The 20,918-nt window shown below is 69.3% G+C and carries 21 protein-coding genes; 8 read left to right on the top strand and 13 right to left on the bottom strand.

Features of this window, described 5'->3' with window-relative positions; all coding sequences use genetic code 11:
• Positions 1–4: 4 nt before the first annotated feature.
• From BLQ14_RS09815 to BLQ14_RS09835, 5 genes are read left to right on the top strand one after another with little or no spacing between them, the layout of a single operon-like run.
• On the top strand, positions 5–691 hold the full coding sequence (locus BLQ14_RS09815) for a sulfotransferase family 2 domain-containing protein (RefSeq protein ID WP_092500383.1): 687 nt from the start codon (positions 5–7) through the stop codon (positions 689–691).
• Positions 666–1,763 carry a glycosyltransferase gene (locus tag BLQ14_RS09820; protein ID WP_092500384.1) on the top strand — a complete coding sequence of 366 codons (1,098 nt, stop codon included), beginning with the start codon at positions 666–668 and terminating at the stop codon, positions 1,761–1,763. Before BLQ14_RS09815 ends, BLQ14_RS09820 begins: the two co-directional genes overlap by 26 nt.
• A complete protein-coding gene (locus BLQ14_RS09825; RefSeq protein ID WP_092500385.1) occupies positions 1,760–2,656 on the top strand; it encodes a sulfotransferase family protein in 897 nt (298 codons plus the stop codon). The genes BLQ14_RS09820 and BLQ14_RS09825 overlap by 4 nt, the downstream gene beginning before the upstream one ends.
• Positions 2,653–3,768: a glycosyltransferase family 4 protein gene (locus tag BLQ14_RS09830; RefSeq protein WP_170068449.1), complete on the top strand. Its 1,116-nt coding sequence runs from the start codon at positions 2,653–2,655 to the stop codon at positions 3,766–3,768. The genes BLQ14_RS09825 and BLQ14_RS09830 overlap by 4 nt, the downstream gene beginning before the upstream one ends.
• Positions 3,765–5,123 (top strand): hypothetical protein, encoded by a 1,359-nt coding sequence (locus BLQ14_RS09835; RefSeq protein WP_092500387.1) that lies wholly within the window; start codon positions 3,765–3,767, stop codon positions 5,121–5,123. The genes BLQ14_RS09830 and BLQ14_RS09835 overlap by 4 nt, the downstream gene beginning before the upstream one ends.
• A gap of 181 nt (positions 5,124–5,304) precedes the next feature.
• Here the strand turns inward: BLQ14_RS09835 and BLQ14_RS09840 are convergent, their stop codons facing one another.
• The 6 genes from BLQ14_RS09840 to rsfS all read right to left on the bottom strand — a co-directional run bounded on the left by BLQ14_RS09840 (position 5,305) and on the right by rsfS (position 10,827).
• A complete protein-coding gene (locus tag BLQ14_RS09840) occupies positions 5,305–5,805 on the bottom strand; it encodes an RNA pyrophosphohydrolase (protein WP_092500388.1) in 501 nt (166 codons plus the stop codon).
• Between the two features lie 60 nt (positions 5,806–5,865).
• Positions 5,866–7,209, bottom strand: a complete 1,344-nt coding sequence (locus BLQ14_RS09845) for a S41 family peptidase (RefSeq protein WP_092500389.1) — start codon at positions 7,207–7,209, stop codon at positions 5,866–5,868.
• Between the two features lie 14 nt (positions 7,210–7,223).
• Positions 7,224–8,366, bottom strand: a complete 1,143-nt coding sequence (locus BLQ14_RS09850; RefSeq protein WP_092500390.1) for a murein hydrolase activator EnvC family protein — start codon at positions 8,364–8,366, stop codon at positions 7,224–7,226.
• Positions 8,363–9,883: a 2,3-bisphosphoglycerate-independent phosphoglycerate mutase gene (gene gpmI / locus BLQ14_RS09855; RefSeq protein ID WP_092500391.1), complete on the bottom strand. Its 1,521-nt coding sequence runs from the start codon at positions 9,881–9,883 to the stop codon at positions 8,363–8,365. Before gpmI ends, BLQ14_RS09850 begins: the two co-directional genes overlap by 4 nt.
• A 130-nt stretch (positions 9,884–10,013) precedes the next feature.
• Positions 10,014–10,484 carry a 23S rRNA (pseudouridine(1915)-N(3))-methyltransferase RlmH gene (gene rlmH / locus BLQ14_RS09860; RefSeq protein WP_092500392.1) on the bottom strand — a complete coding sequence of 157 codons (471 nt, stop codon included), beginning with the start codon at positions 10,482–10,484 and terminating at the stop codon, positions 10,014–10,016.
• 7 nt (positions 10,485–10,491) lie between these two features.
• A complete protein-coding gene (gene rsfS, locus BLQ14_RS09865; RefSeq protein ID WP_425412096.1) occupies positions 10,492–10,827 on the bottom strand; it encodes a ribosome silencing factor in 336 nt (111 codons plus the stop codon).
• Between the two features lie 309 nt (positions 10,828–11,136).
• Between rsfS and BLQ14_RS09870 the strand changes: the two genes are divergently transcribed.
• Positions 11,137–11,895, top strand: coding sequence for an SDR family oxidoreductase (locus tag BLQ14_RS09870; protein WP_092500394.1), 759 nt, complete (start codon positions 11,137–11,139; stop codon positions 11,893–11,895).
• A 12-nt stretch (positions 11,896–11,907) separates the two neighbouring features.
• On the opposite strand, the gene BLQ14_RS09875 is transcribed toward BLQ14_RS09870, so the two are convergent.
• Positions 11,908–12,210, bottom strand: a complete 303-nt coding sequence (locus tag BLQ14_RS09875; protein WP_092500395.1) for an HNH endonuclease — start codon at positions 12,208–12,210, stop codon at positions 11,908–11,910.
• Positions 12,211–12,257: 47 nt separating this feature from the next.
• On the opposite strand from BLQ14_RS09875, the gene BLQ14_RS09880 reads away from it, so the two are divergent.
• The gene (locus BLQ14_RS09880; RefSeq protein WP_092500396.1) at positions 12,258–13,463 is read left to right on the top strand and encodes a TIGR03862 family flavoprotein; all 1,206 of its coding nucleotides are present in this window, start codon (positions 12,258–12,260) and stop codon (positions 13,461–13,463) included.
• Here the strand turns inward: BLQ14_RS09880 and BLQ14_RS09885 are convergent.
• The 6 genes from BLQ14_RS09885 to BLQ14_RS09910 all read right to left on the bottom strand — a co-directional run bounded on the left by BLQ14_RS09885 (position 13,444) and on the right by BLQ14_RS09910 (position 19,676).
• Entirely contained in the window at positions 13,444–14,361 is a 918-nt protein-coding gene (locus tag BLQ14_RS09885) for a glutathione S-transferase family protein (protein ID WP_092500397.1), read from the bottom strand. The genes BLQ14_RS09880 and BLQ14_RS09885 overlap by 20 nt on opposite strands.
• A 16-nt stretch (positions 14,362–14,377) precedes the next feature.
• Positions 14,378–14,965, bottom strand: a complete 588-nt coding sequence (locus tag BLQ14_RS09890; protein WP_092500398.1) for a glutathione S-transferase family protein — start codon at positions 14,963–14,965, stop codon at positions 14,378–14,380.
• A gap of 67 nt (positions 14,966–15,032) precedes the next feature.
• Positions 15,033–16,061 (bottom strand): DNA polymerase III subunit delta, encoded by a 1,029-nt coding sequence (gene holA, locus BLQ14_RS09895; protein ID WP_092500399.1) that lies wholly within the window; start codon positions 16,059–16,061, stop codon positions 15,033–15,035.
• Between the two features lie 7 nt (positions 16,062–16,068).
• Entirely contained in the window at positions 16,069–16,554 is a 486-nt protein-coding gene (lptE, locus tag BLQ14_RS09900) for an LPS assembly lipoprotein LptE (RefSeq protein WP_092500400.1), read from the bottom strand.
• Positions 16,541–19,102, bottom strand: a complete 2,562-nt coding sequence (leuS, locus tag BLQ14_RS09905) for a leucine--tRNA ligase (protein ID WP_092500401.1) — start codon at positions 19,100–19,102, stop codon at positions 16,541–16,543. The genes lptE and leuS overlap by 14 nt, the downstream gene beginning before the upstream one ends.
• Before the next feature lie 79 nt (positions 19,103–19,181).
• Positions 19,182–19,676 (bottom strand): DUF3576 domain-containing protein, encoded by a 495-nt coding sequence (locus BLQ14_RS09910; protein WP_425412097.1) that lies wholly within the window; start codon positions 19,674–19,676, stop codon positions 19,182–19,184.
• Positions 19,677–19,946: 270 nt separating this feature from the next.
• Between BLQ14_RS09910 and BLQ14_RS09915 the strand changes: the two genes are divergently transcribed.
• The gene (locus BLQ14_RS09915; protein WP_092500403.1) at positions 19,947–20,906 is read left to right on the top strand and encodes a porin; all 960 of its coding nucleotides are present in this window, start codon (positions 19,947–19,949) and stop codon (positions 20,904–20,906) included.
• The last annotated feature ends 12 nt before the right edge of the window (positions 20,907–20,918 follow it).

The raw sequence follows: 20,918 nt of genomic DNA on the forward strand, positions 1-20,918 counted from the left end.
GGGCATGATCGTTTCGCACTCCCGGCGCATCGTCTTCTTCTCCTTCCCCAAGACCGGGTCGGAGACACTGCGCAGTCTGCTGGCACCGATAGGGGAGGAGCCCGTGCTCCCCTATCACTCCCGCAGCCGGCTTTACCCGTTCTATCCGCACATGCCGCCGCGCGAGGCCGAGGCTGTGTTCCGCGCCCGCGGCTGGGACTTCTCGGCCTATCGGCGCATCACGGTCGTGCGCAATCCCTATCCACGGCTGGTGTCGCTCTACCGGATGATCCTCGAGGCTGACGGGCTGTGGCGCCTGCGCCGGCGCCTCGGCCTCGGGGTTCCGGACTTCGAAAGATGGCTTGTGTCGACACGCCCTGACGGGCGGGGCGGGGGCGGCCGGGCGCATCAGCGCTGGCGGCGCTTCGGCACGTGGTCGGCGCGGGCCTGGCTGCATGATGCCAAGGGCCGCCCGCTCGTGACCGACGTCCTGCGGCTGGAGCGGCTCGCCACGGACCTGCTTCCGCTTCTCGCCGATCTCGGGCTTGCCGTGCCGGCGCAACTGCCGATGATCAATGCGAGGCCCCGGGTGGATTGGCGCAGCTGGTACGGCGAGATGACGCGGGCCCTGATCGCACGCCGCTACGCGTGGGATCTGCAGACCTTCTACCCGGAGGAACGCCCCGATGAGCTCCTGCCGCGGGCAGCATGAGACATGGTCCGGCGATGCCCGGGGCGCGGCGGCCCCTTGCCGCGCGCCGGAGGCCGTGGTTGTCATTCCCACCCTCGACGAGGAGCAGCACATCTCGGCAGTCCTCGACGGCATCCGCGCCGATGACGCGGCGGTGCCGGTGCTCGTCGTCGATGGCGGCAGCCGCGATGCGACGCCCGCCATCGTCCGCAGGCGCATGGGGTGGGACAGCAACCTTTATCTCCTCCGCAACCCGCGGCGGTTGCAGGCGGCTGGCGTCAATCTCGGGGCGCTGGTGGCGCGCGACATGGGCGCGCGCATATTGCTGCGCCTCGACGCGCATGCCCGCTATCCGAAGGGTTTCATCCCCGGCGTGTTGGCCGCTCTCCGACAATCCGGGGCCGACAGTGTCGTGGTGCCGCTGATCGCCGCCGGGGCGCCCGGCTGGCAGGCCGCCGCGGCGGCGTTGCAGCGCAGCTGGCTCGGGCATGGCGGCGCCGCCCACCGGCGCGGCGGGCGGCGCGGCTGGGTCGAGCATGGGCACCACGCGGCATTCAGACTCGAAACCTTCCTGCGCCTCGGCGGATATGATGCCGATCTGCCTGCCTGCGAAGATGTGGAATTCGACATGCGCCTGTGCGCCTGCGCGGGGCGCATCTGGATGGAGGATCGCTGGCCGGTCTCCTATCGCCCGCGCTCCTCGCCGGGGGCGCTGTGGAGGCAGATGCGCCGCAATGGCCATTGGCGCCTCACCGTGGCGCGTGCCCGGGGCCAACCCCTCCGCGCCCGCCAGCTGCTTCCGCTTGCCGCGACGGGCGGGGCCGCGGCCTCGCTGTTGGCGGGCCTGTTCGTGCACCCGGCCCTGGCGTTGCCGGCGGCAGGCTATCTTGGACTTGTCCTTGCGCTATCCCTCGCCGCGGCCGGTATCGGCCATGCTCGCCGGGTCTTCCTGCTCGCGGTACTTTCCCACACCGCCTACGCCGTCGGGATGCTCGGGGCGGCGATGGCCGCAGCGGCATCGCGATCTGCGCGGACGGTCCATCACGCCGGAAGCGGGCGCCGCGGCCTCATGGCGCGCGGGAGGGTCGCATGAGCTGGCCGAACCTGTTTCTGATCGCCGCGCCAAGGGCCGGCTCCACGCAGCTCGCGCGCTGGCTCGACAGCCACCCCGACATCGCGCTCGCGCCGATCAAGGAACCCAACCATTTCTCGGCCCACGAATTTCCCTGTGACTATGTCGCGCGTCACCACCTCGATGATGTCAATCCGGCGCGCTACGTGCGTTCGCTCCGCCGCCGACCGGCGCAGTTCGCCATCTTCCGCGATGCCGGGCACTATCGCGCCCTCTTCGCCCCCCTCACCGCGCGCTGGCGGTGCGATGCCTCCACCACATATCTCGCCTGCCCGGAGGCGCCGGCAGCGATCCTCAGCGCCTGCGGTCCGGGCGCACGTGCCATCACGCTCACCCGCGATCCGGTGGCACGCGCGATTTCCCACTATCGCCTGGCGCTTCGCACGGGGCGCTGGCGCGGTTCCCTTCGCGCGGCGATCGAGCGGGAGCTGTCGCCGCTCTGCCCGCTGCCCGAGCGCTTCGTGCTGCGTCCGTCGCGCCAGGCCAAGGGAGTGACGCGCGTGGCGGCCGTTTTCGGGCCGGAAAGGCACCTTGCCCTGACCTTCGAGGAGATGACCCGCGATCCTGCCGCGACGCTCGCGCGGGTGGCCGCCTTCCTCGATGTCGATCCGGCCGGATTCGACCTCTCGCGGGAGGGGCGCAACGCCAGCCGGGCGCCGCGCTGGCCCGCCCTCAACGCATGGGCGCAGGCAACCGGTCTCAAGACGGCGCTGCGGCGGGCGCTGCCCCCGCGCGCCAAGCGCGCACTCGGCCGGATCTATTTCCGCGACTTCCCGCCGCCGCTTCCGAGCCGCGAGGAGATTGCCCTGCTCGAAGCGGCGCTGGCCGGCGAGATGGAAGGGTGCGCAGCATGAGGTTGTTGCTGGCGCATGGGGATCTCGCGGCCGCCGGAGGGGCCGAGGCCTACGCGGAGGCCATCATCGCATCGCTCGCTCGAATCGGCCATGCTCCGGACGTTCTCGACATCCACGGCCTCAGGCGCTGTGACGCGGCGCGGGTGGATCGCATCCTGCTCCGCCTTGGGCGCATGCCGGTGCTGCGCAGATTCCACCTGCTGAAATATGCACTCGTCTGCCGGCTGCTGCCGCGCGTGGCCAGAGGCTACGACGGTGTCATCCTGAGCTATGGCGAAGGGCCGCCGCTTGAGGTGCCGACACTGGTCCTGCGCCACGCACCGGCGCTGTTCTCGGCGCGGCGGAGCGATCTCGAGGCTCTCGGCGCCGCCGGTCGCGGGGCGCTGTACCTGCGCACGCGTCAGGCCTATGCCCTTGCCATGCGGTGGCTTGCCGGCCCGAAAACGCCGGGGCCGGCCTCGATGACCGTGACCAACTCACGATGGACGGCAGCGCGCCTTCCTCGCTCCGCACGGCCCGCCACGCTCGTGTATCCGCGCGTGGTCCCACCACGCGTGGGGCCGCAGCGTCGCTTGCGCCACCGCATCCTCATGCTCGGCCGGATGGAGCGCAACAAGCGCATCGAGGAGGGCATTGCGATTGTCGAGCGGTTGAGGGCCGAGGGGTTGCCGGCCGAGCTCGACGTGGCCGGTCGTGCCGCGACGGCCCATGCCCGGCGCCTGCTGCGCCGACACGCCGGCCGGGAATGGCTGCGGTTCCATCCTGATGCGTCGCCGGCAACCGTGGCGACATTGCTTGCGCAGGCACGCTTCGGCCTGCACTGCTATCGCAACGAACACTTCGGCATTGCCGTGGCGGAGATGATCTGTGCCGGTCTCGTTCCGGTGGTCTTCGACGGCGGAGGGGTTTGCGAACTCGTCACCGAACCCGAATTGCGCTTTGCCAATGCGCAGGAAGCGGCCGCGCGGCTCTTTGCGCTGATGATGCGGCCCGCGGCCGAGCTTGAAGACCTCTCCCGCCGCCTGCGGCAGGGCGAGGCGCTGCGCGCGGCGCTGAACTTCGAGGATCGGCTTGAACCCGTTCTCGCCCGGTTTCTGGATAAGGCCGGATGAAGGTGCCGATCGAGGTCCTCGCGCTCAGGGTCTGGGCGCTTGCGGCAGGGGTGGCGCTCTGGATGCCGGCGCTCATGGTGCCGGTTGCCGGCCTGCCGTTTCAGCCGCTTGATCTGATCGTGCCCGCGGGCTGGCCACTCATCGCGGCGCATGTGCTGCGGCTGCCGGCGGGGCTGATGGCGGTGCTTTTGGCGACACTGCTGTCGCTCGGGCTCTCCTGGCTGGTTTCGGGAGGCGAGGCGATCGTGCTTGCCTGGACGCTCGCCTTCGCGGTGCCATTCGTGCTTCTTGTCGGGCTCGCGGTGGCGGAGAAGGGGGCCTGCCGCGGCTTTCTCCGCGGTTTCCTTGCTGGCGCCGGGGGTTCGCTGGCGTTGTTCGCGCTGCAACTGCTGGTCGGGGCCGAGGCGCTCGACTTCCGCAACAACCACGCATTCCGCCTGCCGCCGCAATACGGGCGCGGCTTTGCCCTCATGCCCGAGGTCTCCACATTCGCCGTTCACGGGATCATCGCGCTTGCGGCACTGGTGCCCTTCGCGCTTGCCGGCGCGCAGGGGGCGGTGCGGCACGCGGTGCGGCACATGGCCCGGCTTCTCGCCTTGGTCCTCGTCATCGGGTTGCTCTTCACCCGATCGACGAGTCTGCTCGTGCTGATGCCGCCGCTCACGGCTCTCGCGCTGGCCAAGACGACGCGCGCGAGCTTCAACGCCTTGCTGCTCACCGCCATCGTGATGAGCGGCGTTGGGCTCCTGGTGGTGCTGTTCATGCAATCCTTCTACGTCGAGCGGTTGGAGAGCGCTTCGGCCGAGCGTTCGGCGGCGATGCGCCTTGCCTCGCTCATCGGCGGGCTGTCGGTGCTGTGGGGGGAGGAGATCTTTGGTGTCGGGGTCGGTCGCAACGATCTGGTGGCGCACCGGGCCTTCGAGGTGGCGCGCATGCTCGGGTTGAGCTTTGGCGCCTTGCCCGAGGGCGTGAACGCCCAGCTCGTCGGCCGCATCTTCGAGGAGGGCTGGCCGGCGACGCTGGGTTTTGCCGTCGCGGGCTTAATGCTCATGAGCGCGCTACGTCGGGCGCGGGAGCCGGAGGATGTGGCCCTGGCACTTGTCGCCGCGGGCAGCCTGATGAGCGCGGCGATCGTCGTGGGCTACCGTGGCATCTACACGAACTGGCTGTGGCTGGCGATACCGGCCGGGCTGCTGGCCCGGTGGCAGGCTGCGCGCAGGCGCGCGGCAAGCATGAAGGCGGGCGAGGCTGCCTCGATCGAGGAAAACCTCGGCGCGCTGCTGGCTCCGGGCTGGCGGTGTCCGCCCTGCAACGGGATGCGGGGTGGCCATGACGGGGCGCCGACAGTGGGATGACAGGCGCGGGGATGACAGGCGCGGCGGTCCGGCGGACAGCCAGGGCAGGGCGCGCGCCCTTTCCACCCGCATCAGCCGCGCGCCTTTGTGCGCCGGTGTGCTCCGGGTTGGGCGGCTGCCGCGTGCCGGGGCGCCGCGCCTTGCAACGCGGCGCGGCCGTCCGGGTATCGCGCGGCCACGCTCAGTCGCGTGGCGTGAGGCGGTCGGCGAAGGCTTCCATCACGCGGGCATACACCTCGCGCTTGAACGGCACGATTCGTTCGACCAGATCGCGGGGGCTCAGCCAGGCCCATTCGGAGAACTCCGGGTGTGCCGTGGCGATGTTGATCTGGCTGTCGTCGCCAAGAAACCGCATCAGGAACCACTTCTGTTCCTGCCCCCGGTAGCGGCCCTTCCAGACCCTGGAGCGGATTTCCGGCGGAAGATCGTAGCGCAGCCAGCCGGGGGTTTCGGCCTCGATCCGTACCAGCTCGCGCGGTACGCCGGTTTCCTCCTCGAGTTCGCGCAGCGCCGCCTCAAGGGGGCTTTCCCCCTCGTCGATGCCCCCCTGCGGCATCTGCCAGGCGGGCGTTTCACTGTCACGGCGCTGGCCGGCAAAGACCATCCCGTCGCGGTTGACGAGCATCACGCCGACGTTGCGGCGGTAGGGCAGATCCTGCTCTGCCGCGTTCCCTGATCCCATGCGAAGCTCTTCCGTCTTGAGGGAGGGGCGCCTGGCCATGAGCCCGGCGCCCCTTCGCGTTCAGCGCCGCGCCGCCGCCTCGAGCGCGCGCAGGCCGCGCAGCAGGTCCACCACATAGGCAAGCTGGAAGTCCTCGTCGCGCAGCTTCGCGGCCTCCTCGGCGGCCTTCAGCTCCTGCTCGATCTGCTCGCGCTCCTCGGGCGTAAGGCTGTCATTTTCGAGCCGGCCGCGCAGGTCGGCCTCCGAGCGCGTGCGCCGGGCGGCGCTTTCGTCTTCGTCTTCGCCGCTCTCCCGCGGCGGCAGCTGGTGCACGACGATGTCGGGGGCGATGCCGAGCGCCTGGATGGAGCGGCCCGAGGGGGTGTAGTAGCGCGCCGTGGTCAGACGCATGGCGCCACCATTCCTGAGCGGCATCACCGTTTGCACCGAGCCCTTGCCGAAGCTCTTGGTCCCGACCACGATGGCGCGGGCATGGTCCTGCAGGGCACCCGCGACGATCTCGGAGGCCGAGGCCGAGCCGTCATTGATCAGCACGACGATGGGCTTTCCTTCCGCCATGTCGCCGGGCGTGGCGTTGTAGCGCTCGGTGTCCTCGGGGTTGCGGCCGCGGGTGGAGACGATCTCGCCCGCATCGAGGAAGGCATCGGCAACGTCGATCGCCGCTGGCAGGAGCCCGCCGGGGTTGTTGCGCAGGTCGATCACGAAGCCGTCGACATTGTCGATGCCGCCAAGCTCCTCCACCGCCTTCTTCAGCCCTTCCTCGAGATTGGGGAAGGTCTGCTCGTTGAAGGTGGTGATGCGCAGCACCACCGTCCGGCCCTCGGTGCGGGTGCGCACGGCGGTCAGCTTGATGGTGTCGCGGATGATCTTCACGTCAAAGGGCTCGTCGACCCCTTCGCGCACCACGGTGATGGTGATCTCCGAGCCGACCGGCCCGCGCATCAGGTCCACCGCCTCGTCAAGCGTCATGCCGAAGATCGACTGGCCGTCGACATGGGTGATGTAGTCGCCAGCCTGAATGCCGGCCTCGGCTGCGGGCGTGCCGTCGATGGGGGAGACGACCTTGACCACGCCATTCTCCATCGTCACCTCGATGCCGAGGCCGCCGAACTCGCCACGGGTCTGGATGCGCATCTCGGCGGCATCCTCCGGCGAAAGATAGCTCGAATGCGGGTCGAGCGATGTCAGCATGCCGTCGATGGCGGCCTCGATCAGCTCCCCTGGGTCCACGGGCTCGACATACTGGGCGCGGATGCGCTCGAAGATGTCGCCAAAGAGGTCAAGCTGCTCGTAGACCGTCGCCCGGTCGGCCTTTTCCTGCGCAATGAGCGGGCCGGCGACCTGGGTGGCCACGAGGCCGCCGATGACGATGCCCGACAGGGCGGCGATCAGGAATCTCTTCATCGCGTCCTTACCTTTCATCCGGCGGTGAACCAGGGTTCGGGGTCCACCGGCTCGTTGTCCTTCCTCAGCTCCATATAGAGCGTTTCCGACAGCTCTCCGCCACCCCCGCGCGGCGCCTGCGACAGAAGCTCCCGCGCCTCGGGCGCTTCCCCACCCATCAGGCCCACGGGCGCGCCGGCCTCGAGAACCTCCCCGATCTCCCCATAGACTTCATCGAGCCCCGCCAACACAAGCAGATAGCCGCTCGCGGGCTCAAGTATGATCACGTTTCCGTAGTCGAGCAGCGGGCCGCGGTAGCGGATGGTCGCGGGCCAGGGGCTGGTGACGAGAGCCCGCGGCGGGGTGGCGATGACGAGGCCGGGGCGGCGGATGCCGGCGGCATCCGCCTCGCCGAAGCGGCGCAGGATGCGCCCTGTCACCGGCAGGGGCGTGCGCCCCCGCATCCGCTCGAAGGCGGGCATGACCGGGCCCTCCTCCGGGGCGCGGCCGCCGATCTCCGCCAGACCGCTGGCGAAGGCGGCGAGCGTCTCGCTCGAGGCGATGAGCGAGGCCACCGCCTGCGGGTCGGCGAGAAAGCGACGGGGTAGCTCCTCGCGGTTCGAGATCGCTTCGCTGAGCCGCGCGCGTGCCTCCTGCACGCCGACAAGCGCCTGCTCGAGCTGGTCGGCCGCCCTGGACTGAAGCTCGCGGAGAATGGCGAGTTCCTCAAGCTCGCGGCGCAGCGCCTCGGCCTGTTCCTTGAGCGCCGGCGTGACGTCGCCAAGGATCATCCCCGCCCGCGCGGTCGCCAGCGGGCCGGCGGGGTGAAGCAGAAGCTCCGGCACCTCCGCCCCGCCGATGCTCATCAACGCGCCGAGCAGCCGCGAGAGCTTCTCGCCCTCGGCCTCGAAGCGGCGGGTCAGCTCTGCCTCGCGGATGGCGGCGCGCCTGAGCCCCTCGCGAAGCGCCATGAGCCCCTCCTCATAGGCGCGGATCACCTTGGTGAGCGCCGCCACGCGGTCGTGCGCCCCTTCTGCGCGCTCGAGCGCGATCTGTGCCTGCTCAAGGGCGTGCGCGGCGCGCAGGGCGAGCTGGGCAGGGTCGGTCGGGGCGGCGGGCAGCGGCCGGGTGAGGGCAAGGCCCAGGAGAACAGCTGCCGCGAGCCGCCGCCATCTCATCGCCGGATGAGGCTCTTGCCGGTCATCTCGGGGGGCTGGTCAAGGCCCATGAGCTCAAGCACCGTGGGCGCGAGATCGGCCAGCCGGCCGGAGGCAAGCGACACGCCCTGAGGCCCGCCCACCAGCACCACCGGCACGGGGTTCATGGTGTGGGCGGTGTGCGGGCCGCCTGTCTCGGGGTCGATCATCATCTCGCAGTTGCCGTGGTCGGCGGTGACGATGATTGCGCCGCCCGTCTCCTCCACCGCCTCGAGCGCGGCGCCTAGCCCGCGGTCCACCGCCTCGCAGGCCCTGATCGCCGCCTCTAGGCTGCCGGTGTGGCCGACCATGTCGGGGTTGGCGTAGTTGACCACGATGAAATCGTAGCGCTTGCGGATCGCCTTCACGAGATGTTCGGTGACCTCGGGTGCCGACATCTCGGGCTTGAGGTCATAGGTCGGCACCTTGGGCGAGGGGGCCATGTAGCGGTCTTCGCCCGGCTCCGGCTCCTCCACCCCGCCGTTGAAGAAATAGGTGACGTGGGGGTATTTCTCCGTCTCCGCGATGTGGAACTGGGTGAGCCCCTTCGTCGCGATCCAGTGCGCGAGCGTGTTCTTCACCACCACGGGGGGGAACATCACCCCCATCAGCTCGTCGAGCCGCTCGCCGTAGGAGGCCATGCCGCAAAGCGCCGCCCAGCGCGGGCGCGGGCCGGGGTCGAAGGCGTCAAACTCGGGGTCGACGAGGGCGGAGAGGATCTCACGCGCGCGGTCGGCGCGGAAATTGACGAAGAAGAGGCCGTCGCCGTCCCGGGGCGGCTCGTAGCCTTTGATGCGGGTCGCGCGAATGAACTCGTCGGTCTCGCCGGCCTCGTAGGCGGCCTTCACGGCGCTCACCGCATCGGGCGCCTCGCGCCCCTCGCCGCGCAGCACGAGCGCGGCGGCCTCGGCCACCCGCTCCCAGCGCTTGTCGCGGTCCATCGCGTAGTAGCGGCCGATGACCGTGCCGATGCGCGCGCCCTCGGGCAGCGCGGCCATGATCTCGGCGAGCTGCTCGGCAGCCGATTGCGGCGGCACGTCGCGCCCGTCGGTGATGGCGTGGATCTGCACCGGAATGCCCGCCTCGGTCATTGCCCTGACCGCGGCCAGCATGTGCGCCTGATGGCTGTGCACGCCGCCCGGCGAGGCGAGCCCGATCACCTGCGCGGTGCCGCCCGAGGCTTTCAGCCGGTCGATGAAGTCGCGCAAGGCGGGGTTCTGGAAGAAGGAGCCATCCTCGATCGCCAGATCGATGCGGCCAAGCCCCAGCGCCACCACGCGCCCGGCGCCGATGTTCATGTGGCCCACTTCGGAATTGCCCATCTGGCCGGTGGGCAGGCCCACGTCGGGGCCGTGGGTGACGAGCGTGGCGCGCGGGCAGCTTGCCCAGATGCGGTCGAAGTTCGGCGTGTCGGCCAGAAGCGGCGCATTGCCCTCGCGCTGCTCGCTCAGGCCCCAGCCGTCGAGAATGCAGAGGACTACGGGTCTTGGTGTGGTCATGGAGGGCTCCGTCTCGCTGGCGCGGTTCTAGGGCGGTGCGGCGCGCAGGGCAACCGTATCAAGGAGCCGCCGCCCGAGTGGCATCTGCGCGACCATTGAGGCGCGGGGGCACTTCCTCGACGCGCAAGCCTCACGCGCGGTGATAGGGCGCCCCGGCAAGGATCGAGGCGGCGCGGTAGAGCTGCTCGGCCAGCATCACCCGCGCGAGCATGTGCGGCCATACCATGCGCCCGAACGACAGGGTGAAGTCGGCCTCGGCGACAAGATCCGGCGAAAGACCGTCGGCGCCGCCGATCATGAAGGCGACTCCGGCGCGGCCGGCATCGCGCCAGCCGGCCAGCCTTGCGGCAAAGTCGGGCGAGGAAAGCTGCTGCCCGCGCTCGTCGAGCGCCACCACCACGGCGCCACGCGGCAGGGCATTGCGCAGTAGACGGGCTTCGGCGGCCGGGCCGCCGCCCTTGCGATCCTCGACCTCCGTCAGCCGGAGCGGACCGAGGCCGATGGCGCGTCCCGTGCGCTCGAAGCGGGCCACATATGAGTCGACAAGCTCCCTCTCGGGCCCGCCGCGAAGGCGCCCGACGGCACAGATGGCAACCCGCACGCGCGCCTCAGGCGCCCGCGCGCGCCCGCTCGGCCGGGCTCATCCACATCTTCTCGAGTTGGTAGAACTCACGCACTTCCGGCCGGAAGACATGAACGACGACATCGCCGGCATCGATCAGCACCCAGTCGCCGGCTTCCTTGCCCTCCACCTTGCTGGACAGGCGGAACGCCAGCTTGAGCCTTTCGACCAGCTTGTCCGCGATTGAGACGACCTGCCGGCTGGAGCGGCCGGAACAGACAACCATGTAGTCTGCCACATCCGACTTGCCGCGCAGATCGATCGAGACGATGCTTTCGGCCTTGTCGTCTTCGAGTGAGGAAAGAACCCTTTCAAGCAGCACTTCGCTTGAGGGATTCTCGGGTTCGGCGGCGAGCAGCGCCGCCTCCCCTACGGTCGCATGACGGACCGTCTGGGCAGTGTGAGACAGGGTCGCACCCTCCTTGCTGCACGCCGATCACGCCCCGGCGCCGGGCATGGTGAAGAAATAGCATTGCAGGGGTGAAATCTCAATGACAGCCAGAGCCTGTCGTGCCGCGGTGTGCGCGATTCCGCAAGTTCGGGCAGGCGCGTGCACCGGCCGTCTGGCGTCGACCGCGCGGACAGGCTAGCAAAACCCGGCGGAACCGTGCAGACAGACGGGGGATCTTCCATGAGACTTGCGGGCAAGACCGTGCTTGTGACCGGGGCCAGCCGCGGCATCGGCCGGGCAGCCGCGGAGGCGTTTCATGCCGAGGGCGCCAATGTGGTGCTCGTGGCACGCTCGGAGAACGCGATTGCCGAACTCTCCGGCAAGCTTGGCGAGCGTTCACTGGCGGTGCCTTGCGATGTCAGCCGTCTGTGGGAGGTGCAGGCCGCGGTGGATGCGGCGGTGAAGGAATTCGGCGGTCTTGACGTTCTGGTCAACAACGCGGGGGTCATCGAGCCCATCGGCCATCTTGGCGAGGTCGATCCCGAGGCCTGGAGCCATTCGCTCGACATCAATCTCAAGGGCGTCTTTCACGGCATCCGCGCCGCGCTGCCGGTCATGCTTGCGGCCGGCGGCGGGACGGTGCTGAACGTCTCCTCGGGGGCGGCGCACCGGCCGCTTGAGGGCTGGAGCCAGTACTGCGCCGCCAAGGCCGGGGCGGCGATGCTGACGCGCTCTCTCGATCTCGAGTATCGCGCCCGCGGCATTCGCGCGATGGGGCTGTCGCCGGGTACGGTGGCCACCGACATGCAGCGCGCGATCCGCGAGAGCGGCATCAACCCCGTCAGCCGGCTCGACTGGTCGGAGCACATCCCGCCCGAATGGCCGGCGCGGGCGCTTGTCTGGATGGCAACGCCCGAGGCCGACGCCCACCTCGGCGAGGAGCTGTCGCTGCGCGATCCGGCGCTGAGGGCGCGGCTTGGGCTTGGTGACAAGGGATGACCGGCGCCCCTTTCAGCGCCGGAGACGGCGCGGGCCGGGCGTGCGGGAGTGAAAGGCGGGCGGGCGGCGCTTCACCCAGGCGATGAAGCGGGCAAGGCGGGGATGGGCGCGCAGCGCCTCGATGGTGTTGTAGGCGCGGGCGAGTTCCGCTTCGGTGAGCGTGGCGTGGATTTCGGCATGACAGATCTGATGCAACAGCACCACCGGCCCGCCCTTGCCGCCCTTCGAGCGCGGGACGAGGTGATGCAGGCTGGCGCGTGCCTGCGGTGGAATCGGGCGGTCGCACAGCGGGCAGATCGGATGCTCCTCGCTCATGGCCGCATGGTTGTGCCGCAGCGCGCGGCGGTGCAAGGGATTTGGCGATGACGGCGACGGAACGCGAGGCGGCGGCGCTGGTCATTGGCGGCGGGCCGGCGGGGCTTGCGGCGGCGGAGGTGCTGGCCGAGGCGGGCGTGCCGGTTCTGGTCGCCGAGGCCAAGCCGAGCGTGGCGCGCAAGTTCCTGATGGCCGGAAAATCGGGGCTCAACCTGACAAAGGATGAGCCCTTCGCGCAGTTCCTGGCGGCTTACGGCGGGGCAGCGGCGCGGCTCCGGCCGATGCTCTCGGCCTTCGGGCCGGAGGAGGTGCAGCGCTGGGCGGAGGATCTTGGCGAGGCGCTCTTCATCGGCTCGACGGGCCGCGTGTTCCCGCGTGCGATGAAGGCCTCGCCGCTCCTTCGGCGCTGGCTCGGCCGGCTCGAGGCGGGCGGTGTCACGCTGGCCACCCGCTGGCGCTGTCTCGGGCGCGCGGGGAAGGCATGGCGCTTTGCCACGCCCGAGGGCGAGGTGCGGGTGCGGGCGCGCGTCACCGTGCTTGCGCTTGGCGGGGCAAGCTGGCCGCGGCTCGGCTCCGATGGCGCGTGGGCCGCGTGGCTCGGTGACGCGGGCGTTCCGCTCACCCCGTTCGTGCCTTCGAATGCCGCTTTGCGGGTGGAGTGGTCGCGCCACATGGCCCGCCATTTCGGCGCGCCGGTGAAGGGTGTCGCGCTGGAGGCGGGCGGGCAGAGAAGCCGCGGCGAGTTCGTGATCTCGGCGCAAGGGCTTGAGGGCGGGGGCATCTACGCCCTGTCGGCGGCGCTGCGGGAAGGGGCGCCGCTCGTCCTCGACCTTGCGCCCGATGTGCCTCTGGAGAGGCTTGCCGGCCGGCTCGCCGCCCCGCGCGGCAAGCGCTCGCGCGCCAGCCATTTGCGCAAGACCGCGCGGCTTGAGGGCGCCAAACTCGCGCTCCTCAACGAATTCGCCCGGCCGTTGCCCGAGGAGCCGGGCGCGCTTGCCCGACTCATCAAGGCGCTGCCGGTGCCGCACCTGGGGCTTGCCGGGCTTGAGCGGGCGATTTCCTCGGCCGGCGGCATCCGCTGGGAGGGGCTGAGCGAGGGGCTCGAGCTTCTCGCCATGCCCGGGGTCTTCGCGGCGGGCGAAATGCTGGACTGGGATGCGCCGACGGGCGGTTATCTGCTCACCGCCTGTCTGGCCACCAGGCGCTGGGCGGGGCGGGCGGCGGCGCAGAGGCTCACAGGCTCCAGTCGATGAGCGGCCCCCTGGGCACGATCCCGAGCGGATTGCGCAGGGGCGAGGGCGCGAAATAGCCCTGCTTATAGGCCTCGAAATCCACCGTCCCCGCGACGCCGGGCATGTGATAGATGCGCCGCGCATAGGCCCAGAGGCGGGGGTAGTCGACGAGCCGGCGGATATTGCACTTGAAGGCGTAGTGATAGGCGACATCGAAGCGCGCGAGGGTGGGAAAGAGCCGCAGGTCGGCCTCGGTGAAGCGCTCGCCGACGAGCCAGTCGCGGCCCTCGAGATGCGCCTCGATGCGGTCGAGCGTGTCGAAGAGCGCCGTCACCGCCTCGTCATAGGCGGCTTGGGTGCGCGCAAAGCCCGCGCGATAGACGCCGTTGTTGACGGTGCGGTAGATGAGCGCGTTCCACTCCTCGATTTCGGGCGCGAGCCCCGGCGGGGTGAGGTCCGGTCCGCGCCCGAAGCTGCCGAACATGCGCACGATGTCGGCCGATTCGTTGGAGACGATCTGTTCTGTCTGCCTGTCCCAAAGCACCGGCACGGTGACGCGGCCGGTGTAGGGCGGGCGCTGGCGGGCATAGACCTCATGGAGCGCGCGCACATGCAGGCAGGGGTCGGCATGGGGGCCGACATCGTCGAACACCCAGCCCTCCTCGGTGCGGCGGACGCGCGCGTAGGAAACCCCGATGGCCTCCTCGAGCCCGAGGATCACGCGGGCCAGAAGCGCCCGATGCGCCCAGGGGCAGTTGATGGCGACGTAAAGATGATAGCGCCCCGGCTCGGGGGTGAAGGGGCCGTCAGGCGTGATCCAGTGGCGGATGGTGGAGCGCGCGCGCAGGAAGCGGCCGTGCTCGTCGGTGCCGGGGCCCGGATCCTCCGGGTGCCAAACGCCCTTGACCATCAGTCCCATGACCGTGACCTGCCGCCTATTGGCCAAGCGCCCGGCGGTAGGCGGGGCGGGAGAACATGCGCGCCAGATACGCCTCGAAGGCAGCATTGTCGACAGGAAACTTCGCCGCCTTTGCCCAGCTGCCGCAATGGGCCGCGATGATGTCGGGCACGGTCATCTTCTCGCCCATGAGAAACGGCCCCTCGCCCAGCCGCTCGACGAATCGTTCCACGCTGGTCTCGAACTCCCATTTCAGGCTGTCCTTGACCTCGGGCACGCGCCAGTCCTCCGGCAGCACGAAGCTGTGGCGCGCGGCCGTCCACAGAAGCGCGTCGAACTCGTCGAGGAGAAAATGGGTATGCCCGTCCTGACGGGCGCGCTGGAGCGTGCCGGCGGGAAAGGTGAGCGCGCCGTGCCGGTCGGCGAGATACTGCATGATTGCCGTCGAATCGGTCAGCGCCTCGCCCTCGACCAGCATCACCGGCACCTTGCCCGCCGGATAATGGGCGCGCACCTCTTCGGACTGCGGGGCGGCGGGCATGTGCTCGTAAGGCGCACCCAGCTCCTCGAGCATCCACAGAACCCGCAGCGTGCGGCTGCGGCGGTTTCCGATCACGGTGTACATTGGCGTCCCCTCCCGCATCCCATGGCGATATGAGCGCATGGGGGCATGAATGACCAGCGCCCGCGCCTCATCGCCGGCGGTTCATCATCGCCAGCCGAATCAGGGCCCGCTCCACAAGCGCCATCTGCGGGGCGTGCTGGCCGGCCGAGCGCAGCTCAAGGTCGGTGTCGATGAGCAGTTGCAACGCCCGCGCCGCGCGCTCCGCTCCCCAGCCCTGGGCCTGCCGCAACAGCCTGTCGCGCCGCGGCCCGTAGACGGGCGGGCGCAACCGCCCCACGCCCTCGGCCGCGCCGTCGGGGTGGCTGGCCACCGCAAGCAGGCTGCGGAAGTGGCGCGTGGCCCCGATGAGCACCGTTGCCGGGGCCACACCCTGCCCGGCGAGGCGCTGCATCATGAGCCCGACATCGGCGGCCCGCCCCTCCGCGACGGCGGTGATGAGCGCGTCGAGATGCGCCTCGACGGTCAGCGGCGCGACCGCCTCCACATCTTCAACCGTGACCGGCCCCGGAGGGTCGAGCTTGTAGAGGGCGAGCTTTTCGACCGTCTGGCGGAAGTCGCCGGGGTCGAGTGCACGCGAGAGGTGCACGAGGGCTTCCATCGCCTCCGCCGTGACCTCGCCAACGCCCGCCGCGGCAAGCGCGGCCTCGATCTCGGCGCGCGAGGGCGGATCGTCATAGATGCCGATGGCGAAGGCGTGGCGCGCGCCCTCGAAGAGCTTGCGCAGGGGCGAGCGCGGCGCGAGCTGGCCAGCGGTGACCACGAGCTGGGCATCTCCCGGCTGCCAGGCCTCGAGCGCAGCGGCGATGGCCGGAGCGGCGGCATCGCCCGCGCCTTCCACATGCACCACGCGCGGGCCAGCGAAGAAGCCTTGTGCCTTCATCGCGTCGGCAAGCGCCGCCGGGTCACGCCGCAGGTCGGCGCCCTCGATGCGCTCAAGCCGCATCTCCGCCTCGCCCTCGGGGCCGATGAGCGCCGCAATCACCTGCTCCCGACGCAGCGCCACCCGCATCGCATCGGCGCCGTAGAGAAGCACGCCCGCGGCCTCCCGGGAGGGTTTGGCGAAAAAGGCCTGCGCGTCGCGGCCGGTGAGCTTCATCGTCGCATCACAGTGGCGCGGTCAGAAGGCGCGCCACCAGCTTGTCGGCCAGAATGGTGATCAGCCGCTCGCGCGCACCCGTAGCGGCCGCATCATCGGCGATGGCGGCGGCGGTCGTGGAGTAGGCGGTGAAACTCTCCACCTCGCCGCTGTCGAGCGTCTCGCCCGTCGCGGCGTCGCGCAGCGTGTAGCTGAGCTTGCCCACCAGATGATAGCGCGTGGTGCTGGCGGAGCTGTTGATGCCAAGGCCGCTTGAGGAAATCGACAGGCTGTAGCTGAGCCGGTAGCGCGGGTTGCGCGGCACGCCCAGGCGCCGCTCCAGTGCCTCGACAAGGAGGAAACCGTCGCGGTTGGTCGGGTCATCCGCCTTGACCTGGCCTTCGAGCGCCGTGCCCTTGCCCCCCGGTGCGTAGGCAGGACGGAAGCCGCAGCCGGCGGCAAGCGCCAGCGCGGCGAGCCCGGCAAGGGCGCGGCGGCGATCAAACCACGACATTCACGATCCGTCCCGGAACCACGATCAGCTTCTTCGGCGCTCCACCCTGAAGCGCCCTCTGCACAGCCTCGTCTTGAAGCACGCGCTTTTCAACCTCCTCGCGAGGCAAATCCTTGGGCACGACGATTTCCGAGCGCCGCTTGCCGTTGATCTGGATGGGCAGCGTCACCGTGTCCTCGACCAGCATGGCCGGGTCGGCCTTGGGCCAGGGCGCCTCGGCGATCAGCCCCTCACCGCCCAGCATCTGCCAGACCTCCTCGGCCAGATGCGGGGTCATCGGCGCCATGAGCTGGGCCAGCGTGCGCATCGCCTCGCGCTTGGCCTCCGCCCCCGCCTTCGAACGCGCAAGCGTGTTGGTGAAGGCGTAGAGCCGGGCGATGGCGGCGTTGAAGCCGAAGCTTTCCACCCCCATGGTCACGTCATGGATGGTGCGGTGCATGGCGCGGCGCAGCTCCTCGTCGGCCTCTGGCGAGCCCGCCTCGGATGAGGCGGCGATCTCCGCCGCCAGCCGGTGCACCCGCGCCAGATGCTTGTGCGCGGCCTCCGCACCTGCGGCCGTCCATTCCACGTCGCGCTCGGGAGGGCTGTCGGAGAGGACGAACCAGCGCGCGGTGTCGGCGCCGTATTGCGCGATGATCGCCTCGGGGTCGACGACGTTCTTCTTCGATTTCGACATCTTGGCCGAAGGGATCACCTCCACCGGCTCGCCGGTGGCCTTCAGCCGCGCGCCGGCCTCGGTCTTCTCCACCTCCTCGGGCAGGTGGTACACGGGCCGGCCGCGCTCGTCGCGCGTCATGTAGATCTCATGCGTGACCATGCCTTGCGTGAAGAGCGCCTCGAAGGGCTCCTTCGACTTCGCCGGCAGATGGCCGCAAATGTGCATGGCGCGGGCGAAGAAGCGCGAATAGAGAAGGTGCAGGATCGCGTGTTCGATGCCGCCGATGTACTGGTCAACGTTCATCCAGTAATCGACATCCTCGGGCACCGTCGGCGTCTTCGCCCAGGGGTTGGTGAAGCGCGCGTAATACCACGAGGAGTCAACAAAGGTATCCATCGTGTCGGTCTCGCGCTTTGCCGGCGCGCCGCATCGGGGGCAGGGCACGTCGCGCCATGTCGGGTGACGGTCGAGCGGGTTGCCGGGGCGGTCGAAGGTCACGTCATCGGGCAGCAGAACCGGCAGGTTCTCCTTCTTCTCCGGCACGGTGCCGCAGGCCTCGCAATGCACCACCGGGATCGGGCAGCCCCAGTAGCGCTGGCGGCTGATCCCCCAGTCGCGCAGGCGGTACTTGGTCACGCCCTGACCAATGCCGTGCTTCTCGCAGAAGCGGATGGCGGCCTCGATCGCCTCCTCGCCGGTGGCGATCTCGGGCCAGGCGAAGTTCTTGAGCCAGCGCACCTTTTCCGTCTTGGGCGGGACGAAGGCGGCATCCTTCACCGGCTCGCCCCCCTCGAGGGCAACGAACGTGTCGATCACCGGCAGGCCGTATTTGCGGGCGAAGTCGAGGTCGCGCTGGTCATGGGCGGGGCAGCCGAAGATGGCGCCGGTGCCATAGTCCATCAGCACGAAATTGGCGATCCAGACGGGCAGCTCCCAGTTCTCGTCGAAGGGATGGCGGACGCGCAGCCCCGTGTCGATGCCCTTCTTCTCGGCGCGCTCGATCTCCTCTTCCGAGGTGCCGAGGCGGCGAGCCTCGGCGTTGAAGGTGGCGATCTCGGGGTTCTCGCGCTCGAGCACCTTTGCCAGCGGATGGTCAGGCGAGATGGCCACGAAGCTTGCGCCCATCAGCGTGTCGGGCCGGGTGGTGTAAACCTCGATGCGGTCATGGCCGTGCGGGCCGTTCACGAGCGAGAAGGCAAATTGCAGCCCGCGGCTCTTGCCGATCCAGTTTCGCTGCATCGTCTTGACCTTCTCGGGCCAGTTGTCGAGCGAATCGAGCGCCTCGAGAAGCTCCTCGGCGAAGTCGGAGATGCGGAAGAACCACTGCGTGAGCTCCCGCCGCTCCACGGGCGCGCCCGAGCGCCAGCCCTTGCCGTCGATCACCTGCTCGTTGGCAAGCACGGTCATGTCGACCGGGTCCCAGTTGACCACTGCCGCCTTGCGGTAGACGAGCCCCTTTTCCATGAAGTCGATGAACATCGCCTGCTGCTGGCCGTAATAGTCGGGATCGCAGGTGGCGAATTCGCGCGTCCAGTCGATGGAAAGGCCCAAAGGCTTCATCTGCCCGCGCATGGTGGCGATGTTGGAATAGGTCCAGTCCTTGGGGTGGCCGCCACGCTCCATCGCCGCGTTCTCGGCGGGCATGCCGAAGGCGTCCCAGCCCATGGGGTGCAGCACGTTGAAGCCGGTGGCCTTCTTGTAGCGCGCCACCACGTCGCCCATGGTGTAGTTGCGCACATGGCCCATGTGGATGCGCCCCGAGGGGTAGGGGAACATCTCGAGCACGTAATACTTGGGCCGGCTCTCGTCGCGCCGGGCAATGAAGGTTTCGGCCTCTTCCCAGGCCTTTTGCCACTTCGGTTCGATCGCGGCGGGATCGTAACGCGACATCTGCGCCTTCCTCCGGACATGACAACGCCGGGCGGCGTGATACTGTGGCCGCGCGGGCGCGTCCAGCGGCGCGGGAGATTCAGAGCTTGCTGTCGGCCACGCGAAGCTGGCGGGCGCGGGTGAGGATGGCGTCCTCCACCGCGCGCACCGTATCGGGGCTCACGGGGCCCGAGCGGGTCATCAGCGAAACCTGCAGCGAGCGGGCGTCAAGCGCCGGGTCGCGCACGTAGATGATGGCGCGGTACGGCCGCCCGCCGCCCGGCGGCGTGCCGTAGCCGGTGACGATCACGCCCGAGAACGGGTCCACCGCCTCGATCGGCAGGAAGGAGAGCACGTCGAGCGCGGCGTTCCAGATGTAGCGGTTGACCTCGACGGTGGTGTTGGGGTCGTCCTGGTCGGTGAAGAGATCCCAGATCGTCTCGCGGTCCTGCTCCTCGCCGGTGGCGGTGGCGTCGCCGCCCACGCGCAGCTTGAAGAAGTCGCCGCGGCCCTGCCCGGAGCAGCCGGCAAGCCCGAGCGCGGCGGCCAGCATAAGCGGCATGAAGAGATGGTGTATCGAGGATCGAGTCTCCACGGGCGCCCCCCAACAGCCTGTTCCGGCCTCCGGTCTTTCAGGGTGTAACCCGCGCGCGGGGGGCAAACAAGGCGTTATCTATGGCGGCTTTCCGCCGAAATGCCGCCCCGCTGCCGCCCCACTGTGGCATGGCTGCATCAATCGCGCGGGCATCTCGGGCCGAGGGCGGGGGCGTTCTTGCATTCCCCGGCGGCTGGCGCGACATACCGCACATACTCAAGTCGGAACCACCGGGTTGAGGTGCTTCTTTTAACGAGATGAGGGAAAACCATGAAAAAGGTTCTCTTTGCGACGACGGCGCTGGTGGCTTCCGCCGGCTTCGCCTCCGCCGAGATCGCGCTGTCGGGCTCCGGTGAGATCGGTGTGTTCGGCGGTGATGCTTTGGCCGGCGCGCCGTACACCGGCAACCTGCAGTTCCACACCGATGTGGACGTGACCTTCAAGATGTCCGGCCAGACCGACGGCGGCATCGAGTTCGGTGCGGTGGTCGATCTTGACGAGAACAGCGCATTTGATCCGGAGACGCAGGGCGGCGAATACCTCTATGTGAAGGGCGCCTTCGGCACCCTGACCATGGGCGACACCGACGGCGCCTACGACTTCGCGCTGACCGAGGTCAACCTCGCCGGCGGTTCGCTCATGGACGACGAGACCGAGCACGGCGGTTTTAACGGCAACGCGGGCCTCGACGGCTTGTTGGGCTTGGGCGACGGTCAGATCGCGCGTTACGACTACGCCTTCGGGGACTTTGCCTTTGCTCTGTCGGTCGAACTGGATGACACCGGCGTCTCTTACGATCCGATTTTCGGTGTCGGCGCCAAGTACTCGGCCTCGATGGGCGACATGACCGTTGGCTTCGGCATCGGTTATCAGACGGTATCTTATCCGGGCGGCGACACGAGCATCATCGGCGCTAGCGTTAACGCGGATTTCGGCAATGGCTTCCAAGCGGCGGTGAACTACTCCGATCTGTCTTCGACGCCCACGAGTCCGCTCGATTATACCCACTGGGGAGTCGGCGTTGCCTACGAGATGGACGCGTGGACCTTTGCCGCGAACTACGGCACCTACGACCGGGTGCTCGTCGGTGCTGATGCCGAAGGTTTCGGCGTTGTCGTGAACTACGACCTCGGCGGCGGCGCGGTCATCCAGGCCGGCTACGGCAACACCAGCCCGGAAGTTGGCACCAGCTACGACACCTACTCCTTCGGTCTGTCGATGTCCTTCTGATCCGGCCGGATC

Source organism: Meinhardsimonia xiamenensis, assembly GCF_900102905.1.
Taxonomy (GTDB): Bacteria; Pseudomonadota; Alphaproteobacteria; order Rhodobacterales; family Rhodobacteraceae; genus Meinhardsimonia; species Meinhardsimonia xiamenensis.

Bases quoted from the DNA above. Each gene is read 5' to 3' on its own strand.
- BLQ14_RS09875 (WP_092500395.1), bottom strand. From the start codon at position 12,210: ATGAGCGAGGAGCATCCGATCTGCCCGCTGTGCGACCGCCCGATTCCA.
- BLQ14_RS09880 (WP_092500396.1), top strand. From the start codon at position 12,258: ATGACGGCGACGGAACGCGAGGCGGCGGCGCTGGTCATTGGCGGCGGG.
- BLQ14_RS09845 (WP_092500389.1), bottom strand. From the start codon at position 7,209: ATGAAGAGATTCCTGATCGCCGCCCTGTCGGGCATCGTCATCGGCGGC.
- BLQ14_RS09825 (WP_092500385.1), top strand. From the start codon at position 1,760: ATGAGCTGGCCGAACCTGTTTCTGATCGCCGCGCCAAGGGCCGGCTCC.
- BLQ14_RS09835 (WP_092500387.1), top strand. From the start codon at position 3,765: ATGAAGGTGCCGATCGAGGTCCTCGCGCTCAGGGTCTGGGCGCTTGCG.
- BLQ14_RS09830 (WP_170068449.1), top strand. From the start codon at position 2,653: ATGAGGTTGTTGCTGGCGCATGGGGATCTCGCGGCCGCCGGAGGGGCC.
- gpmI (WP_092500391.1), bottom strand. From the start codon at position 9,883: ATGACCACACCAAGACCCGTAGTCCTCTGCATTCTCGACGGCTGGGGC.
- BLQ14_RS09850 (WP_092500390.1), bottom strand. From the start codon at position 8,366: ATGAGATGGCGGCGGCTCGCGGCAGCTGTTCTCCTGGGCCTTGCCCTC.
- BLQ14_RS09870 (WP_092500394.1), top strand. From the start codon at position 11,137: ATGAGACTTGCGGGCAAGACCGTGCTTGTGACCGGGGCCAGCCGCGGC.
- holA (WP_092500399.1), bottom strand. From the start codon at position 16,061: ATGAAGCTCACCGGCCGCGACGCGCAGGCCTTTTTCGCCAAACCCTCC.
- BLQ14_RS09890 (WP_092500398.1), bottom strand. From the start codon at position 14,965: ATGTACACCGTGATCGGAAACCGCCGCAGCCGCACGCTGCGGGTTCTG.
- leuS (WP_092500401.1), bottom strand. From the start codon at position 19,102: ATGTCGCGTTACGATCCCGCCGCGATCGAACCGAAGTGGCAAAAGGCC.
- BLQ14_RS09820 (WP_092500384.1), top strand. From the start codon at position 666: ATGAGCTCCTGCCGCGGGCAGCATGAGACATGGTCCGGCGATGCCCGG.
- BLQ14_RS09915 (WP_092500403.1), top strand. From the start codon at position 19,947: ATGAAAAAGGTTCTCTTTGCGACGACGGCGCTGGTGGCTTCCGCCGGC.
- BLQ14_RS09815 (WP_092500383.1), top strand. From the start codon at position 5: ATGATCGTTTCGCACTCCCGGCGCATCGTCTTCTTCTCCTTCCCCAAG.
- BLQ14_RS09840 (WP_092500388.1), bottom strand. From the start codon at position 5,805: ATGGGATCAGGGAACGCGGCAGAGCAGGATCTGCCCTACCGCCGCAAC.
- BLQ14_RS09885 (WP_092500397.1), bottom strand. From the start codon at position 14,361: ATGGGACTGATGGTCAAGGGCGTTTGGCACCCGGAGGATCCGGGCCCC.
- lptE (WP_092500400.1), bottom strand. From the start codon at position 16,554: ATGTCGTGGTTTGATCGCCGCCGCGCCCTTGCCGGGCTCGCCGCGCTG.